The organism is Gottfriedia endophytica (assembly GCF_017814275.1).
Lineage (GTDB): Bacteria > Bacillota > Bacilli > Bacillales > Bacillaceae_G > Gottfriedia > Gottfriedia endophytica.
Window position 1 is genome coordinate 245,415 of sequence record NZ_JAGIYQ010000005.1, and the last position, 18,181, is coordinate 263,595.

Consider the following 18,181-nt stretch of genomic DNA (forward strand, 5'->3'; position numbering starts at 1 on the left):
TTAATAGCCTCCTATAATTTGACAGAAAATAAATGTCCCATTTTTTCTTGTTTTGTTTTTAAATAATTTACGTTACCTTCAACTGGTGTAATTTCAAGTGGTACACGCTCGACTATATTAATTCCTAACTCTTCTAGACTACTAATCTTTTGTGGATTATTTGTTAATAATTTAACGTTTTGAATCCCTAAGTCTTTCAAAATTTGGACACTCACAGTGTAGTCTCTAAGATCCTCTGCAAATCCAAGATGTAGATTTGCATCAACTGTATCCAACCCTTGCTCTTGAAGTTTATACGCCTTTAATTTATTTAATAATCCAATTCCACGACCTTCTTGGCGTAAATAAAGGATAATCCCTCGACCTTCTTGTTCAATTTTTTGAAGTGCTAATTCAAGCTGAGGACCACAATCACAACGACGTGATCCAAGTACGTCCCCAGTTAAACATTCTGAATGCAATCGAACTAAGATCGGTTCTTCCGTTGACAGATCTCCTTTATAAATGGCGATATGCTCTTTATCATCAAGAAAATTTTTATACCCAACTACTTTAAAGTCTCCATAAGAAGTGGGTAAGCTAATTTCAACTTCTCTTTGCACAAGCATTTCATTTTTCTTACGATAGTTAATTAACTCTTCAATTGTAATCATTTTTAAATTGTGTTCTTTTGCAATGACTTTTAAATCTGGTACTCTCGCCATTGTTCCATCGTCATTGATAATTTCACAAATTACACCAGCAGGCTTGCTATCACAAAGTAATGCTAAATCAACTGCTGCTTCAGTATGCCCTGGACGTTTTAAGACTCCACCATTTTTAGCGATTAACGGGAATACGTGACCTGGATAACGAAAATCTTCGTGTGAGCTTTCACCGTTAATAATCGCTAACATCGTCGTCGATCTTTCAAACGCACTAATTCCAGTGGTTGTATTCATATGATCTATACTTACAGTGAAATTTGTATGATGGTTATCCGTATTTCGTTCAACCATCGGATTTAAGGCTAAACGTTCTGCAATGTCTTCATGAATCGGAGTACATACTAATCCTTTTCCATACTTAATCATAAAATTAATATTTTCAGGGGTAGCATGTTCGGCTAAACAAACAAAATCGCCTTCGTTCTCTCGATCTTCGTCATCGCAAACGATAATGATTTTTCCGTTTTTTAATTCTTCTAAAGCTTCTTCTATTTTATTAAACATATGACCGTCCCCCAAAACTAGAAAAATCCATTTGATTTCAAGAAATCTTCAGAAAGTGATTTCCCGCTATTTTTGTTCAAATGATGCTTCACGTATTTTCCTAACATGTCTGTTTCAATATTGACGACATCCCCAATGTTTTTTAGACCAATAACAGTCTGTTCAAGGGTATGAGGAATAATTGAAACAGTTAAGATGTTATTTTTTATACCGAAAACTGTTAGACTCGTGCCATCGATTGAAATTGATCCTCTAAAAATAATGTCATCAGCAAGATGATCAGAAAGTTTAAAATCCACATACACAGCATTATCTTTTCTAGTTTTTCGCATGATGGTAGCTGTACCATCAACGTGACCAGATACAATATGTCCGCCAAATCGTCCATCTGCTTTCATCGCTCGTTCAAGATTTACTTTGCTACCAGCCTTAACAGTTTTTAAACTTGTTGCATAAACCGTTTCAGGCATCACATCGACTGAAAAATAATTTGGAAAAAGACCAGTAACAGTTAAACAAACTCCATTCACACTGATGCTATCTCCAATTTGAGTTTGTTCTAACACTTTTTTTCCTTGTATGTGTAAAACATAACTATCATTCTGTCTAGTAATATTCTGTACTGTTCCAATTTCTTCGACGATTCCAGTGAACATTTAGCATGACTCCTTTTCTATTAGCTTTGCAGTAATCTTCAAATCTGGTCCTATTTGTTGGACTGATTGTAAATCTAGTTTCATGGCGGATTGCATATTTGTTATGCCTAGCTCACCAAACGAACTAAAATTACCTCCTACAATTTTCGGAGCCAAATATAGATGTAATTCATTTACACAATTAGCTTTTAGAAAACTTTCATGAACTCCACGTCCACCTTCCACATATAAAGAAGTGATTCCAAGTCCACCTAGTACACTTAGAACTTCCTCTACTTCTGGACGATCTGTTTTCAATCTAATCACTTTGACAAAATCTGATTCAACTTGCCCTATTCTTTCATCTGCTACATTCTTTCCGACTAAAAGAATCGTCTCAGCCTTTTTGTCATGTAAAAGAGCAGCACTTTCAGGAATACGTAAATTTGAATCGAGAATAATTCGTTTTGGTGAAAGTCCTTCACCATTTGTTAAACGGGTTGTTAATAAAGGGTTATCTGCAATAACTGTATTTACACCAACCAATATGGCGTCGTAAATAGTACGGTTTTGATGAACATCTTCGCGAGCTTCCGAACTAGTAATCCACTTACTATCTCCACTTGTAGTCGCTATCCGTCCATCCATTGTCATCGCACACTTAATAGTCACATACGGGGTCTTATGCTTAATAAAATGTAAGAAAAATTTATTTAAATCAATTGCTTCTTGCTCTAACAATCCAACTTCCACAGTGATACCAGCATCTTCAAGCTGCTTTATACCATTCCCACTAACTAAAGGATTTGGGTCGAGGGTAGCTACTACTACACGCTTTACTTTATGCTTTATAATCGCATGTACACATGGAGGTGTTTTACCAAAATGGCTACATGGCTCTAATGTCACATATAAAGTACCATTTTCGGCTTCTCCTTTTTTTGCCATCTTAAAAGCTTGCACTTCTGCATGATCTTCCCCAGCCTTTAGATGCGCTCCCATTCCAATGATTCTGCCTTCTTTTACAAGAACAGCACCTACCACTGGATTTGGAGATGTTTGCCCAAGTGTATTTTGTGCAAGTTGAATTGCTAATTTCATATAATCTTGATCTTTCATACTTTCACCTACCTTCTCTCGAAATGTGCAGCAGACTCGTTTAGCTTCGACCGACATTGGAGCAATAACCAATTGAAGTGCGCTTTTCACTTCACTTGGTTATTGTGAAATGGCCGAGAAGCTAGTCTGCGGAACTAGACAAATAGAAAATAAAAACCCGTTAGAAATAATTCCTAACGGGTCGTGTAAGTGAGTAGTAAAAATGATATCTCATATACTTTTATAGAATAATAGGTACACCTAAATAGAGGTACGAAAATTGTATTTTTCCGACCAAAAATAGGTTGCACATTTTATAAAAGCAATATGAAACTAAGCCTATACAAAAGTATAAACTGTCCATGTTCACTCTCATCCTTCTCCCATCCAGACTATACTGTCGGCTCTAGACTCTCACTAGATCAGCAAGTTAACTAATGCTAACAAGCTCACAGGCTTTGAAAGTATATACTCTCATTTACTGCCGGTTAGGAATTTCACCTGACCCCGAAGGACAAAATGTGTCGATATATGATTTTAGTTAACTAATGTCTCCATTAGTTGAGTTAAGACTAACATATAAAAATTCGTGTGTAAAGGAATACATATGGTAAAAAATTAAATCCTTTTTTCTATATTCATATAGTAAATTTCTATATTTATGATTATTTCAAGAGGATTTTTTATCATAAATTGCATTTTTAGGGTGAAATCAAATTTATGGGCGGTTTTCTAAATTATATGGTCCTTTTTCCAACTTTATTGAGCCATTTTCTAGCTTTTATGGTCCTTTTCTTAATTATTTATGAGCCTTCTGCCATAATTCTAATAAAAACTTTTTTATTTTTTGATAATTCAAATATAATAGATTCATACTGACAATTATTGCTATCAAAAAAAGTGAACAAGAAAGATAAGGTGAAAACATGGGATTTAGTGCGATATTTCTATTAGGAATAGCTTGCGTAATCATAATCACTCTATTAAAAAATCGTATTCTACCGAATATAAACACAGAAAATAAATTAACAAAAAAACTTCAACATACTAAGTGGTATCAAAACCATTATTTAAGTGGTGGGTTTGTTTTTATTATGAATGCTATCCTTTTTAGCTTAGCAGTATTAATTATTTTTCTAGTAAGCATGTTACATATACCCTTTCTACATCTCTTTGTGATGGGTGCTGCGACGTTTATTAGTATTTGGTTTTGGGCCCTTATTAATGTCTCTTGGAAAGGCAGGAAAGGAAATCGAATTAAGATGGGAAGCATTGGAAGTAGCTTTTACTTGTTATTAGGGATATTTTTCCTTTATAAATTAATGACTTTAAAACCTTCCTATCCAGGTGAAGATACCTTTATGGCCGGAATTGGTCTTTTATTCGGTATTATCGTTACCTTAGTAGCTTGGATTACTTGTTTTATTTTTACAGCTTTAGTGAAAAAGATAAGGGAAGTCTGATGAATTTCTCTTCAGAAATATACAGTATAAAAGGCTAATTCATTTAAAAATTAGCCTTTTAGTCATGTCATTTACTTTTTTATAGGTGATTTTCTAGCTTCTATGGTCCGTTTCTTACTTTTTATGGGCCATTTTCCAAAATTCCAGACTAAACTGCCTATTCTTTTATTTTTTTACCAAATTCAACTATAATAGAGCAATATTGACTAATTATTGCTTTCAAAAAATAGTTTTGTGAAATAGAAAGGTAAGTGAAGAAGTTGATTTTTTTTCCAATTTTATTATTAGGTGTGGTATACGTAATCATTATGCTTCTCATTAAAAATAGTATCCTAGCCAATATAAGCACTAAGAGCAATTTATCATTAAAGTTCCAAAGCACTGAATGGTTTCAAAATCCTATTTATAGTGGTGGGTTTATATTTTTCATGAATGCTATCTATTTTAGTATAGCTTTACTATTAATTTTCCTACTAAATAAAACAGGATTACATTTTCTCTATTTCTTAATTGTGTTTGCTGTAATGTTCTTGAGTATTTGGTTATGGTGTCTAATTAATGTCTCTTGGAAAGGACGTATTGGCGATCGAATCAAGATGGCGAGTTTAGGTAGCAGCTTTTACTTATTTGTAGGGTTATTTTTCCTTTATAAATTTATGAATTTGAAGTCTTCCCATCCAAGTAATGGATTTGGTCTTTTGCTAGGTGTTATTGTTTCCTTCATAGCCTGTATTACTTGTTTTCTCTTTACTGCTTTAGAGAAAAAAGAAAAAAAGGTCTAATCAACTAAAAATTATTAAAGGCTAATTTCTCTAAATGAACAATTAGCCTTTTTACTTAATCATTTATGTGAATAGCTCAATCATACAGACATCTCCAAAGATAAAAAGCAACGTACGCTTCCCATCCTTTCCAGTTTTGAGCTAATTGCTCAATCTCTTGAATACTTGGCTTTTTACTTAATCCTAAAATGCTTTTTAACGAATTGTGTATGCCAACATCAGCGATTGGGAAGGCAGAATAGAAATCAAAACATTTCATAATGACATAATCTGCTGTCCAATTTCCAATCCCTCTAATTGAAGTTAGTTTATTCTTTAGCTTTTCATAGTCTTTCTTTAAAGCCAATTCTTCTTTTTTTATTGCCCCTCTATCTATAAGTTGAGCTATTCCGATCACATATTCAGCCTTTCTAGAAGAAAATTGAAGCTCTTTTAAATCTTCAATTGTTAGGTGCGCAATGACTTGAGGAGTCGGAAATAAAAAATACTCTTCCCCATCGTATGTTATTTTTTCTCCGTATTTTTCTACAAGTCTCTTTTTTAACGTATAGGCAAATTTCAAGTTAATTTGTTGCCCAATAATTGCCCAGCTAATTACTTCAAATAAGTCGTCAATTTTTATAATTCGTAATCCTCTATATTTCTCAGTTACTAATTGTATAATCTCATCCTTATCTGCCATTTCATAAAATGCCGTTAAATCGGTACCTAAATCAAATAATTCCCACACGAACTTCGCTACTTGTGCTCGAACCCATTTAGGAGGTACCCCAGTTAAAAACTCAACCCTTAAGTTATTATGTGATTCCCCTATTTTTAATAGTAATTTATAATCTTCAATTTTGATTAATTTATAGACTTCATGATCTTTTACTTTATGGAGGCATTCTTCGTTAGACCGATTTAAGTAGACTAGACACTCTGCAAAACTAAATTCGTTCGGTGGAATAACCTCTATCGCACTTTTATCGTCATGCCAATGGACTTCGAGGACATTCGGATAACATTTCTTACACGGTCTATAACCAGCTAACTCGACCTCATGGATATCATAAAAAAATTCAACGTTCTCTTTTGCAGGCTTTTTACCATAACAAGAGGGAAGGCAATATATACCTGTTGTTTTGACAGCTGTAAAAAAATGACCGTCGTAATTAGTTAATTGACGGGTCAAAATGTCATACATTTGTTCATGAGTTAACATTTGTATTATTTCTCCTAATTTATTTTTTTTACTAAATTTACACACACTCAGTATATGCGCACTTTGTTATTATTCAAACCTAGAAAAAATGAAGATACAAAAAATGTTTTTAAAAACAACACTCTTTTAAAAAAGATGTTTTCAAATACATTGTTGCTTTTCAGTATGTGTAAGTTGATTTCCACTCCAGGATGCTCGCTTTCCTAGGGGCGTGAGCTGAGCCTCCTCGTCGCTATCGCTCCTGCGGGGTCTCAGCCTTCCCGCATCTCCCACAGGAGTCGAGCATCCTTCCATTCCAATCAACTTCTGTCTTTTACTAAAACCAACAATCTTAAAAAAGAGCCTTTAAAAAAGATTATTATAAAATTCACTATTCTTTTCTCAAACATAATATTCCTTCATTACGAAGAAGAGAGCATGTATAAAAAAGAACGGAGAATATCCGTCCTTTTTATGTTCATTTATAATTTTGTTTCACGATTAATAACAGTGAGAATCGGTTATTCCACACGTTTTCATAATGATTTATTTTTTTACCACAGAACACTATCGTTTTACTTTCTCTTCATTTGTTTTGGTAAATCTCGTTCTTCTGTTCACGAAAAACTCCCCAATTGCAAAAAGCATGAAGTAATACACTATATACCACAACACTTCGTCTAATTTTTGTCCAACGAAAATGAATCCTGATATAAAACCTACTATGAAATACAGTACGAACCTGATTATTCCTTTAATTTTAAAGGCATCAAAAATATATGAGAAAACAATGGCCAAGGGTGCCTGAGTGAACATTAACACGAGTAAAGCGATCATAAACATAATATCTGGGCTTAAAAGACCACCTTCTGGTAATGCTGCTCGTTCTTGTGGAGTATAATCCAAATAAGAAGAGAGACCTGATATAAGAGCCAGTACAAGTGCTGACCCTAACGCGATGAATACTCTTTTCTTAAACATGATTTTTCCTCCTCGAACACATCCCTCTTTTCATTGTATTTAAGGAGGAACGCATTAAGTATGGGTATTAATGAGCCATGTGCTTGGTTTTACTCATTAATTCTACTACCTTGTATATCCTTGCCCCTTTTTACCTTGTCACTTCCTAATTCCTTGCCCCTTTTATCCTTCCAAAATTCGTTTATAATTTTGTATCGCGATCAATAATAGTTAGGAAACGATTATACCAGATGGCTTCATGATGTTTTATGATGCCATTAGCATTCAAAACTGCTCCGTCTATTGTACTTTGTGTATCTTTTACTAGAAGATTTTTTTGAAATCCTAAACTATAAGCTGCTCTAATTGTTGTATCAAGACAAAACTCAGTTTGAGCTCCGGCAAAAATAAGTTGTTCGATTTTGTTTTGTTGCAAGTAATCTAAAAGTTCAGTTTGATAGAACGCATCCCATTTTGTTTTTTGGATAATTTTATCAGTAGCTGCTCTTTCTAACCCTTTATGTAACTGCCAATCTTCTTTCCCTTCAAAAAGTAAATCCTGTTCATCTTGATCTGTATGTTGAATAAAGATGACCGGAATACTTTTTTCACGAGCCTGTTTAATTAACTCGTTAATATTACTAACCAATTGTTTGTAATTAAATAAATTGTACTCGGGATGATTAAAGAACACTTCTTGAACATCAATAACAATTAGAGCTTGTTTCATTTAAATAGCACTTCCTTTAGTTTCTTTTAAATTATAGCAAATGAAACAGAAGCTGTATTTGAAATTTTCCAACAAATAATCTTTTATCATAAAAAATAATTTAAAAATTTCCTTTTATGAAGGATAATCAATCAGTTAAAATTAAATAAAAATATGTCCAAAATAATGAGGTATTCAATGGAAACAATTTACTTAGTTTATGGAAAACGTTACAAAGATGAAGAATTAGTATATGTTGGTACTAATAAAATTGCTGCAATCAATTTCTATTATGCTTGTCACCAATTGGATTTAGATACAGATCAAGATATTAGTTTAAGTCTTAATCATCATGATGGATGGATTCAAGTTTGGGTAGATGGAAAACTAGAAGAAAACGAGTGGAGACCAAGTTTAGAAGGTATTGAGTAATTGAAAATGCATTAATCTATTACTAGCAAATTAGTTGAAGACTAAAAAGTAAAATATTTATTGTAAAAGGACACTTTTTCAAGTGTCCTTTTACATGTTGATTAGTTTGAATTAGCCAACTTTAAAAGTTGCTCTTTCACGTTTTCTTTGATTACTCCACCATGGTAGCAAATCACTGTTTCAATATCGTATTCTGTTAATTTCTTAATTGATTGTAGAGCTTTTTCCATATCAGGGGTTACATGTGGTCTTGGCCCCATTAGGATGCCATTTTCTGCTACTAATGCATCACCCACAATAAGCGTTTTGCTCTGATGATGATATAAACTAATGTGACCTGGAGTATGTCCTGGAGTAAAAATAACAGTAATTCCCCCGCAGTAAGGCAACACGTCTCCATCACTAATTGTCTGATCAACTTTTGCAGCTAATGATATTTCAAACATAGCTTTTACCTTTTGACGTTGTTCTTCAGGAAGAGATTCTACCATTTTAGCTACTCGTTCTGGGTTCATCTTAATGAATGGCTTGTCACCTTCGATATACGGCTTATCTTCTTCATGTGCAAAAACTTCAATTTTATGGCCACTAGCCTTTAGAATTTCTGAAAGACTGCCAATATGATCAATATCTTGGTGTGTAAGAATAATTTTGCTCAGCTTGTCAAAAGAAACGCCAGCCTTTTCAACCGCTTCACGAATCTCTCCTAATTGACCAGGAATTCCAGTATCCACTAAAATAACTTCATTTTCATTCCAAATAAGTGTTGGATGAATCACACTTTGTTGCCCCATCATGTTCATTACTAGTTCAATTGATTCGATGCCATTTGCTATTTTCATTTTACGGTAAAGCTCAGAAAGCTTTACCCCACCTCCCTTTTATCACTTTTAACTTCAATTAAATTCTTGAAATGGAAAATATAAAATCATCTAACATAAATTGAAAACTATCTTCTAAACTAACTGGATTTTGAAAATATCCATTGAAGCATAACGAGACATGGCCATGTAATAAACTTCTTAATGCTCGTCCTTTATGGATCAAAGGCGTTTCATCCTTAGTATAAAAACCTAATATTTGATGAAGAATGCTACCGAATTCTTTCAATAAACGATTTACTTCCTCATCTTCTATACTCGGTATATTCATAAAAAGCCCATAAGCAGTTTTGTTTTCAAAAGCAAATTCTCGGTATCCGTAGGCAAATTCTCTAACAGCATCCTCACCACTTTTACCAATTAATCTTTGCATTAGTTTCGAATTTAATTGATTTAAAAGGTACTGCGTCATTTTTATTTTTAAATCATCCATATTCGTGAAATGATTATATAAAGATGGATATTTTATATCTAGTTTTACGGCGATTTTTTGGAAAGTAACTTGATTAAGCCCAATTTCATCGGCCAATAAAAAAGCAGATTGAATAATTTTTTCCTTCGTTAAATTACGTTTTCGTACCATTCCATCACCTCCGAAGCATTCAACTTTGTAACATAGTTTAACATGATAAAACATAATAAGTAAACTACAAGTTATAGTTTACAAACTACAAATTATAGTTTAAGTTATTAAGTATCATATTACTTCTTACAACAATTGAGATCTAACAAAAGGAAATGAGTACGCTATGAAACTATGGAAAAGAAATTTAATCGTATGCTGGTTTGGAATGTTTGTAACGAGCATAGGTATGAGTCAACTTGCTCCAGTATTACCTCTTTTCATCAAAGATCTTGGTGTTCATGATCCAGGTTTAATTGCTCAATTTTCAGGTATTGCATTTGGTGTGACCTTTATCATTTCAGCAATTTTTTCACCTATTTGGGGGTTAGCTGCTGATAAATTTGGTCGAAAGCCAATGCTTTTGCGAGCAAGTCTTGGTATGGCAATCATTATAGGGTGCACAGGTTTCGCACAAAATGTGTATGAACTGATCGGATTAAGGTTATTACTAGGCGTCATTGCAGGTTATACGACAGCTTGTACTACGTTAATTGCAACTCAAACAGATAAGGAACATGTGGGAAGGGCTTTAGGTACACTTTCAACAGCAAGTATTGCAGGTTCATTGCTAGGACCTATGATCGGCGGTTTTATCGAAGAAAACTTTGGTTTACAAAATGTATTTTTTATAACAGGTGCACTACTGTTGATTGCATTTTTTGCAACTGCCCTTTTTGTAAAGGAATCTTTTACTCGTGAAGATAAAAAAGTGCTTAGTGCAAAAGAAATATGGAGAACACTTCCTAACAAAAATATTATTATTACACTGTTTACAACCTTTTTTGTCATAACATTGGCATTATATACGATTGAACCAATCATCACTGTATATATTTCCCATCTGTCTCATGATACAACGCATGTTGCCCTTTTAGCCGGACTAGCATTTTCAGCCTCAGGATTAGCAAATATAATTGCTGCACCTATACTTGGAAAAACATCTGATAAAATCGGTGCACATAAAGTTATTTTAGTCGCTCTTATAGTAGCAGGAATCATTTTTATCCCACAGGCCTTTGTAAGTAATACTTGGCAACTAATAGGTCTCCGCTTTTTATTAGGATTAGTGGCAGCAGGATTGTCCCCATCTGTTAACATCTTAGTCAAAAGATTGACACCAGATTCTCTTACAGGTAGAGTTTTTGGTTTTAACATGGCAGCTGGTTATTTGGGGGCTTTTGGAGGATCAATCTTAGGTGGTCAAATAGCTGGCTGGTTCGGTATTCAATACGTATTTCTTGTTACTAGTGGGCTTTTATTGATTAATGCAGTATGGGTTTATTTTAAGGTGTATAAAAAATTAAATCATTCAAAATGAAAAATTTATGAGTAAAACAGCCTTGCAAAAAAGGATAGGAAAAGCAGATAATACTTCTGCCTACCTATCCTATTTCATCTTTATTGCCTTCTATAGTAAATATCTAAAATAAATATAAATTTGAGAAATGACTAGAGAAAGAATTGTAAATGGTAATCCAATTTTTAAGAAATCCCAATAGCCAAATTTATATCCGTCACGCTTTGCAATCCCTGCTGCAACAACATTTGCAGAAGCTCCAATTAATGTACCATTTCCACCAAGACACGCACCAAGTGATAGAGACCACCACAATACTTCAACTTGCGGTGAATGTGGTGATAACCCCATTCCTACTGCCATATCCTGAATTAATGGAATCATTGTCGCCACAAACGGAATATTATCAATTGTCGCTGACGCAATACCAGAAACCCATAATATTAGTGAGGCTGCGGAATTTATATTGCCTCCTGTTACCTCTAATGTTTTTTTCGCAAATGTAGATATTAAACCAATATCAACTAGCCCTCCCACAAGTACAAATAAACCTGCAAAGAAAAAGATCGTTACCCATTCAACATTCGCAAAAACGTCTTCTAAATCTTTTTCTTTTACCCCAATCATCATCAAGATGGTAGCACCTAACATTGCTACAAGTGCAGCATCAAGGTTAAGAACTGAGTGAAGCATAAATCCAAGTAGAGTAATCCCTAATACAATAATTGATTTAATCATCAAAGGACGATTTTTAATGTATTCTTTCTCGTTGATTGACATCAATTTCTTTATTTGAGTAGGTGTAGTGACTAACTTTTTTCGATAAATAAAATAAATACTCACTGTCATAACAGCTAAAATGATCAATATGACAGGGCCTAAATTGAGTAGAAAATCATTAAAAGATAATTGTTTATTTGCAGAGCCAATCATGATATTTGGAGGATCACCAATTAAAGTAGCAGTTCCTCCAATGTTACAGTATAGGACTTCTAATATTAAATAAGGAATTGGATCAACTTTTAATACTCTCGTTATAGATAATGTGATTGGGACAATTAATAGAATAGTAGTGACATTATCCAGTAATGCTGAGCCTAAAGCAGTTAATAGGGATAATGTGATTAATATTCGTATTGGTTCTCCCTTTGATATCTTCGCCGCTTTAATTGCAACAAATTCAAATAGACCTGACGTACTTGTTATATATACGAGTATCATCATACCAATAAGAAGAGTGATTGTTTCCCATTCAATGTGATGGGTAAACGCATAGTGAATATCGACAACCCCTATTATGATCATAGCTGCTGCACCTAATAAGGCAATTAGTGCTCGATTAAATTTTTCTGTAATAATAAATGCATATGTAATTAAAAATATTGCAATAGCTCCGTAATATTTCCAATCAGAAATGTGATGTGTATGTTCCATGTTACCTCCTATCTTTGCCATTCCCGAATTCAATTTTTACTATGTTTCTCTGTTTTAATTATACCCCATTCAATCAAATAATGTATTTTATATCCAAATACTCACATCTATTACTTTAATACCTTTTGTTAACCAAAGTAACATTTCTAGTTGACATATATTTCGGAAGAGTGATAAATTATCTTTAATTAAAGATTTAGTAAATAATAGTATGGAGGGAAAGAGGATGAACTGGACTACGTTAGCAAATGAAGTCATTCTAGGAAAAACACTAACAGACGAAGAAGCAATGGCTATATTAACTTGTGATGATGATGAGCTTTTGCCACTATTACAAGGAGCTTTCATCATTCGCAAACATTACTACGGTAAAAAAGTAAAATTAAATATGATTATTAACGCTAAAAGTGGTTATTGTCCTGAAGACTGTGGTTATTGTTCTCAATCATCTATTTCAAGTGCTCCAATTGAAAAATATCCATTTTTATCAAAAGAAGAAATTTTACAAGGGGCTAAAAAAGCGTTCGATTTAAAAGTTGGTACATATTGTATTGTGGCAAGTGGTAGAGGTCCTACAAATCGTGATGTAAACACTGTTTCAGAGGCAGTTAAGGAAATAAAAGATCAATACGGCTTAAAAGTATGTGCATGTTTAGGACTATTAAAAGAACAACAAGCAGAAGAACTAAAAGCAGCTGGTGTTGACCGATACAATCATAATGTAAATACATCAGAAGCCCATCATGACTATATAACTTCATCTCATTCTTACCAAGACCGAATTGACACGATTGAAAAAGTAAAAGCAGCTGGCATTTCTCCTTGTTCAGGGGCAATTATTGGTATGAAAGAAACAAAAGAAGATGTTATTTCAATTGCTCGTGCAATTAAAGCATTGGACATTGATTCAATTCCAGTAAATTTCTTAAATGCTATTCCTGGTACAAAATTAGAAGATGCGAATGAACTTAATCCTCGTTACTGTCTAAAAGTACTTGCTCTTTTACGTTTTATTAATCCAACAAAGGAAATTCGTATTGCAGGTGGTCGTGAAGTTAATCTTCGCAGCTTACAACCTCTTGGATTATTTGCTGCAAATAGTATTTTCCTAGGTGACTATTTAACAACTGAGGGTCAAGAAACAAATGCCGATCATCTCATGTTAGAGGATTTAGGGTTTGAGGTTGAGTTAGTAGAAAAACAAGAAGAATTACTTTCAGTAGAATAAGATTATATTTGATCTGATGAGCCGATCAAATACTATCGGCTCATTTATTGTTTAATCGTCCTGATTCTAGTTTATACGGACAGGTTCTCACTTTTTTCGGCCGGCTCTGGAAAAAATATCGGTCGAAACTACAATTTTATAAGTCATTTTTTTGAAAATATCAGTCATTTTCAAAATATATCAGTCATTTTGTAATTTTATCAGTCAAAATCCATAATATATCGGTCATTCTGCAAAATTCGACACCGTCAATAACACGCAATAATCTCTCAATGAACTCCTTTTCCGAAGAAACTGAGACTCAACATAGATGAATCCAAAACCGTTTTACAACATTTCCATCTTCCTCTATGAAGCTTTCATCTTGAATTCCGCCATTTTTTAAGATCGTTTTTTCAGAACCGATATTATCTTCATCACAAACAACTAGAACTTTTTGTATATTAAACTCTCTTACCTTTTCTAAGGATAAAGATAAAATTTTAGTAGCATACCCTTTTTGTCTCTCAGATGGTCTTATTCCATACCCTATATGTCCTCCACAATTTAATAGTTTTTCAGTTAATCTATGACGAATATTAACAGCTCCAACAATTGTTTTGTTTTCATCAACTAACCAAAATGTAGAATCTGGTACCCAACCTTCTGGAACATTAATCCCTTTTTCTGCATTTAAAAGATCTTGAACCATAATTTGAAAGTCTGATGGATCTTTACTGATTACCCATGGAATCATTGACTCTCCGCTGTCTTTCCACTCTTGATAAAATGACAAATATTCCTTCTGTAAATCCATTGTTGGTTTTGTCAAAAATAGATTATTCTCCATAAATAAATACTCCTTACAATACTTTTTCAATTGCCATTTTCCAAGCAGAATAGAATTCTTCAACTGACGTATATCGCTTACTTCTATCCTTTTCTACTGCTTTTATTACGACTTCATACAATTCTCGTCCTACATCCCATTTAGAATATGAATGATCAAGTTCTCCACCTAACAGACTAAAAGCCATTGAACCCAGATTAAATACATTTGTTTTTTCATCAATAATCGCTCCAAGTTCAAATTCCTCAGGTGACATAAATCGAGAGGAACCCCAAAGTCTTCCCATTGTATTTACAAAAGGCTTTTTTTGATAGTAATCAATATCACAAATCTTCGTTATGTGATTAGTGAAATCGTATAAGATACTCCCGTCATAAAAATCAACAGCAACATAATTTTTACTTTCTACATAAACGTGAAAATTCAAAATTAAATCCATAGAAGTTAGCCGCAGCTCAACTGGAAGTTGTTTAAACCGAAAATATGGTGAATTTGGATGAATATACTTAGCTGGTGGCGGAAAAGCCCAATGAGGATGAAGACATTCTCCTTCAAACCAATCAAATACAACAGCATAACCTTGTTCAATGTCAAAATGATCTATTAATCTGACCAAGTGTTGATGGGTTAATTCTTCATAACGTAAAATCGATTGTTTTAGACGTAAAACTGCCTCTTGTGGATCACCTGAATAATTTAGCGTTTTAGCCCCCGCAAATTTTATAAACTTTCTTTGTCCATTTTTCTCGAGCCCAAATGATATATTTCCTGAATCCTGTTGATCAAAGACGCAAAATACTTTCCCAAGACTACAAAGCCAATCAAAATTATGCAATTTTTTTAGTTTGAATGAAATATTATCTACATTATGTATTACTGGTGATTCACTCATTAAATTCCTCCGATTTCAAAACTACTTGAACGTTATGTAATCAGATATTTTATTCTCTATCCCTGTGAAATAATCCTTTATTAGAGAACTTATTCATATATCGTAATCTCCTTCTATTAACAAGAAAATTGACAGAATTTGAGAAAATTAACATATCTTTATATTGGAAAAAAAAGGGTTTTTGTTCACTCTGTCAAACTTTAGTATAGTGACCATTTTCAAGTAGCTCGTCGAAAGAAGGGAAAATATGAATCAAGCCGTAGCATTAATTGGTGAAAAAATAAAAAAGTGTAGTCAACTTTTGAAAATGAAATTATCAGAATTTTCAATACAAACTGATTCTCACTCCTTATGTAAAACCGGTATAAATTATCAAGATAAAAACTACTGTTGGGAAAAATTTTTTTCCTATCTTGGTGAAGCTTTATCTGGCGACTACGCCGTAGCTTATAATAGTTTAATCAAATGGACTGATTCATATGGACAGAAAGCTGTTCAGATTGAAATACCCTTTGAACAATTTATGAATACTTTTCATTTATCTCGATCTATCTTATTGGAGTTTCTTGAAGAAGTAGTAGATAGTTCACACATTTCAGCAAAAACCTTGCTTGAAGTAATAAAATTGACAGACCCTCTTATTGATCAAGTTGGAATTTTATTTACTAATCAATATATTAAATACTCATTAAATTCAAAATTTACTTTAACAGAGAATGAAGATTTAAAAATCACATTAAAAGAGCTTAATGCATTAAAAATTGCTTTAAATGAAGCAACAATTTTTGCCGTAACAGACACGAATGATAACATCATATATGCTAATGATAGATTTTGTAACATATCAAAATATACAAAAGAAGAGTTAATTGGAAAAAATCATCATGATATTTCTTTTTCTGGATATCATTCTAAAGAATTCTTTCAAAACATTTGGGCTTGCATTCAACAAGGGTTAGTATGGAAGGGAGAAATTCGAAATAAAGCGAAAGATGGCACTTATTATTGGGTAGATACAACTATTGTTCCATTTGTCGACCATGAAGGTAAAACTTATCAGCATATCTCAATCCAAAATGATGTGACTGAACAAAAAAGAACAGAAGAAATGCTCATTAAATCAGAAAAATTATCATTAGTAGGTGAATTAGCTGCAGGTATTGCACATGAAATTCGAAATCCTCTCACTACGATTAAAGGTTTTGTACAATTATTGGATCAAGATTCAGAAGATAAGAAACACCTTTACACAGATACTATTTTAAATGAGATTGACCGAATTAACTTTATCGTGAATGAATTTATGGTTTTAGCTAAACCTCATGCAGTATTTTTTAGCAAATGTAATATTGTTGAAATTATAAAAAGTTTAAAATATCTATTAGAAGCAGAAGCCATTTTAAAAAATGTGATTATCATAGATGCATATGAATCAGATGAAATGTTTCTCTTTGGTGAAAAAAATCAATTGAAACAAGTATTTTTAAATTTAATAAAAAATGCAATAGAAGCTATGCCATTTGGCGGAATTATTACTATTTCAATAACAAAAACTGCCCAAGACATATTAATCTCAATTCAAGATAATGGTGTTGGAATGTCTGATGAACAAGTTAAAAGAATTGGAGAACCATTTTATACTACTAAAGAAACTGGAAATGGTCTAGGGCTAATGATGTGCTATAAAATCATTCGAGATCACAATGGAAAAATGTCTGTCCAAAGCCAACTTAATAAAGGAACAAATTTTCTCATAACATTCCCAATTTTAATGGATAACAAAATTGAATTTTAATAGTAGGTTACGGTCTTATACTAGTTTATTATTATTTTTACCAATTTCATGTTTTGTCAATGAACAAAGCATTATTAATACATAATAGAAAAAGCTGAATACACATTACATAGACAAACAGCTTTTTCTATCAAAAAAGATAATTTACCTTGGATGAATAAATTAAAGATAGTTACAAAATTATTTTGAGGAAATAGCCCGTTGTAATCTCTTAATTGTTTCAATATGTGAAGCTTCATGATAGAAGCTAAATAAAAACATCTCACCGACTGTGTTAAATGTTATTCCTCCTTTATTTGTGTAAGGAGTAGGTAACTTTTCTTCCAAACGGCCTTGAAGAAATTCTTTTATTCTTCCTTTTTGTTCTGATAAGACTTGGGAAATCTCCTCAAATGATGGTGGCGTTTTATCCCATTCTGCTGGTTTTGTACCAGGACTAAAAAATTGCTCGTATTCTTTCGGAATCCCCATTGATTCTCCTAATAATGCAAATACAATCTTTTCCTGTACGTATGCAATATGACCGAAGTTCCATCGAATATTGTTATTAAAGCCATAAGGAATAAAATCCCATATTTCTTCTGGAATTTTATTCATATTCACTTCAGTTACACCTCGTACTAATTCCATATGGTTCATAATCATTTTTTCCAAGAAAATTCCTCCTTTATTAAAATGAATACCTAAACCATCATCCAAGTTGCTAAAACAAAGTTCTTTATATTAA

At 32.9% G+C, this 18,181-nt stretch carries 18 protein-coding genes and 1 riboswitch; of the genes, 6 read left to right on the forward strand and 12 right to left on the reverse strand.

The window, feature by feature from the left end; translation table 11 throughout:
• Positions 1 to 11 precede the first annotated feature (11 nt).
• Genes J5Y03_RS09655 through ribD form a run of 3 tightly spaced genes read right to left on the reverse strand, consistent with a single transcriptional unit; the run spans position 12 to position 2,965 of the window.
• Positions 12 to 1,211, reverse strand: a complete 1,200-nt coding sequence (locus J5Y03_RS09655) for a bifunctional 3,4-dihydroxy-2-butanone-4-phosphate synthase/GTP cyclohydrolase II (RefSeq protein ID WP_209405019.1) — start codon at positions 1,209 to 1,211, stop codon at positions 12 to 14.
• A gap of 17 nt (positions 1,212 to 1,228) precedes the next feature.
• Positions 1,229 to 1,867, reverse strand: coding sequence for a riboflavin synthase (ribE, locus tag J5Y03_RS09660; RefSeq protein ID WP_209405021.1), 639 nt, complete (start codon positions 1,865 to 1,867; stop codon positions 1,229 to 1,231).
• A complete protein-coding gene (ribD, locus tag J5Y03_RS09665; RefSeq protein WP_209405023.1) occupies positions 1,868 to 2,965 on the reverse strand; it encodes a bifunctional diaminohydroxyphosphoribosylaminopyrimidine deaminase/5-amino-6-(5-phosphoribosylamino)uracil reductase RibD in 1,098 nt (365 codons plus the stop codon).
• A gap of 350 nt (positions 2,966 to 3,315) precedes the next feature.
• A riboswitch (FMN riboswitch) is annotated at positions 3,316 to 3,463 on the reverse strand.
• 407 nt (positions 3,464 to 3,870) lie between these two features.
• Here ribD and J5Y03_RS09670 point away from each other — a divergent pair.
• Positions 3,871 to 4,407 (forward strand): hypothetical protein, encoded by a 537-nt coding sequence (locus J5Y03_RS09670; RefSeq protein WP_209405025.1) that lies wholly within the window; start codon positions 3,871 to 3,873, stop codon positions 4,405 to 4,407.
• A 428-nt stretch (positions 4,408 to 4,835) separates the two neighbouring features.
• On the forward strand, positions 4,836 to 5,189 hold the full coding sequence (locus J5Y03_RS09675; RefSeq protein ID WP_209405027.1) for a hypothetical protein: 354 nt from the start codon (positions 4,836 to 4,838) through the stop codon (positions 5,187 to 5,189).
• Positions 5,190 to 5,265: 76 nt separating this feature from the next.
• Here J5Y03_RS09675 and J5Y03_RS09680 read toward each other — a convergent pair whose 3' ends face one another.
• The 3 genes from J5Y03_RS09680 to J5Y03_RS09690 form a co-directional block, all read right to left on the reverse strand.
• A complete protein-coding gene (locus tag J5Y03_RS09680) occupies positions 5,266 to 6,393 on the reverse strand; it encodes a DNA-3-methyladenine glycosylase family protein (RefSeq protein WP_209405029.1) in 1,128 nt (375 codons plus the stop codon).
• A gap of 546 nt (positions 6,394 to 6,939) precedes the next feature.
• Entirely contained in the window at positions 6,940 to 7,353 is a 414-nt protein-coding gene (locus J5Y03_RS09685; RefSeq protein WP_209405031.1) for a hypothetical protein, read from the reverse strand.
• Between the two features lie 181 nt (positions 7,354 to 7,534).
• Positions 7,535 to 8,062 carry a cysteine hydrolase family protein gene (locus tag J5Y03_RS09690; protein ID WP_209405033.1) on the reverse strand — a complete coding sequence of 176 codons (528 nt, stop codon included), beginning with the start codon at positions 8,060 to 8,062 and terminating at the stop codon, positions 7,535 to 7,537.
• A gap of 177 nt (positions 8,063 to 8,239) precedes the next feature.
• On the opposite strand from J5Y03_RS09690, the gene J5Y03_RS09695 reads away from it, so the two are divergent.
• On the forward strand, positions 8,240 to 8,473 hold the full coding sequence (locus tag J5Y03_RS09695; RefSeq protein WP_209405035.1) for a hypothetical protein: 234 nt from the start codon (positions 8,240 to 8,242) through the stop codon (positions 8,471 to 8,473).
• 101 nt (positions 8,474 to 8,574) lie between these two features.
• On the opposite strand, the gene J5Y03_RS09700 is transcribed toward J5Y03_RS09695, so the two are convergent.
• Both J5Y03_RS09700 and J5Y03_RS09705 read right to left on the reverse strand, forming a co-directional pair.
• On the reverse strand, positions 8,575 to 9,315 hold the full coding sequence (locus J5Y03_RS09700; RefSeq protein ID WP_209405037.1) for an MBL fold metallo-hydrolase: 741 nt from the start codon (positions 9,313 to 9,315) through the stop codon (positions 8,575 to 8,577).
• Positions 9,316 to 9,373: 58 nt separating this feature from the next.
• Positions 9,374 to 9,937, reverse strand: a complete 564-nt coding sequence (locus J5Y03_RS09705; protein WP_209405039.1) for a TetR/AcrR family transcriptional regulator — start codon at positions 9,935 to 9,937, stop codon at positions 9,374 to 9,376.
• A 166-nt stretch (positions 9,938 to 10,103) separates the two neighbouring features.
• Between J5Y03_RS09705 and J5Y03_RS09710 the strand changes: the two genes are divergently transcribed.
• Complete coding sequence (locus tag J5Y03_RS09710; RefSeq protein ID WP_209405041.1) at positions 10,104 to 11,297, forward strand: multidrug efflux MFS transporter; 1,194 nt, start codon at positions 10,104 to 10,106, stop codon at positions 11,295 to 11,297.
• A 90-nt stretch (positions 11,298 to 11,387) separates the two neighbouring features.
• Here the strand turns inward: J5Y03_RS09710 and J5Y03_RS09715 are convergent, their stop codons facing one another.
• Complete coding sequence (locus J5Y03_RS09715) at positions 11,388 to 12,710, reverse strand: ArsB/NhaD family transporter (protein WP_209405043.1); 1,323 nt, start codon at positions 12,708 to 12,710, stop codon at positions 11,388 to 11,390.
• Positions 12,711 to 12,936: 226 nt separating this feature from the next.
• Here J5Y03_RS09715 and bioB point away from each other — a divergent pair, with 226 nt between their 5' ends.
• Entirely contained in the window at positions 12,937 to 13,938 is a 1,002-nt protein-coding gene (gene bioB, locus J5Y03_RS09720; protein WP_209405046.1) for a biotin synthase BioB, read from the forward strand.
• 301 nt (positions 13,939 to 14,239) lie between these two features.
• On the opposite strand, the gene J5Y03_RS09725 is transcribed toward bioB, so the two are convergent.
• Both J5Y03_RS09725 and J5Y03_RS09730 read right to left on the reverse strand, forming a co-directional pair.
• On the reverse strand, positions 14,240 to 14,767 hold the full coding sequence (locus J5Y03_RS09725) for a GNAT family N-acetyltransferase (protein WP_209405048.1): 528 nt from the start codon (positions 14,765 to 14,767) through the stop codon (positions 14,240 to 14,242).
• A 13-nt stretch (positions 14,768 to 14,780) separates the two neighbouring features.
• Positions 14,781 to 15,659, reverse strand: coding sequence for a serine/threonine protein kinase (locus tag J5Y03_RS09730; protein WP_209405050.1), 879 nt, complete (start codon positions 15,657 to 15,659; stop codon positions 14,781 to 14,783).
• Positions 15,660 to 15,906: 247 nt separating this feature from the next.
• Here J5Y03_RS09730 and J5Y03_RS09735 point away from each other — a divergent pair, with 247 nt between their 5' ends.
• Positions 15,907 to 17,454 carry an ATP-binding protein gene (locus J5Y03_RS09735; protein WP_209405052.1) on the forward strand — a complete coding sequence of 516 codons (1,548 nt, stop codon included), beginning with the start codon at positions 15,907 to 15,909 and terminating at the stop codon, positions 17,452 to 17,454.
• Positions 17,455 to 17,634: 180 nt separating this feature from the next.
• Here the strand turns inward: J5Y03_RS09735 and J5Y03_RS09740 are convergent, their stop codons facing one another.
• The gene (locus tag J5Y03_RS09740; RefSeq protein WP_245208849.1) at positions 17,635 to 18,099 is read right to left on the reverse strand and encodes a DinB family protein; all 465 of its coding nucleotides are present in this window, start codon (positions 18,097 to 18,099) and stop codon (positions 17,635 to 17,637) included.
• Positions 18,100 to 18,181 lie beyond the last annotated feature (82 nt).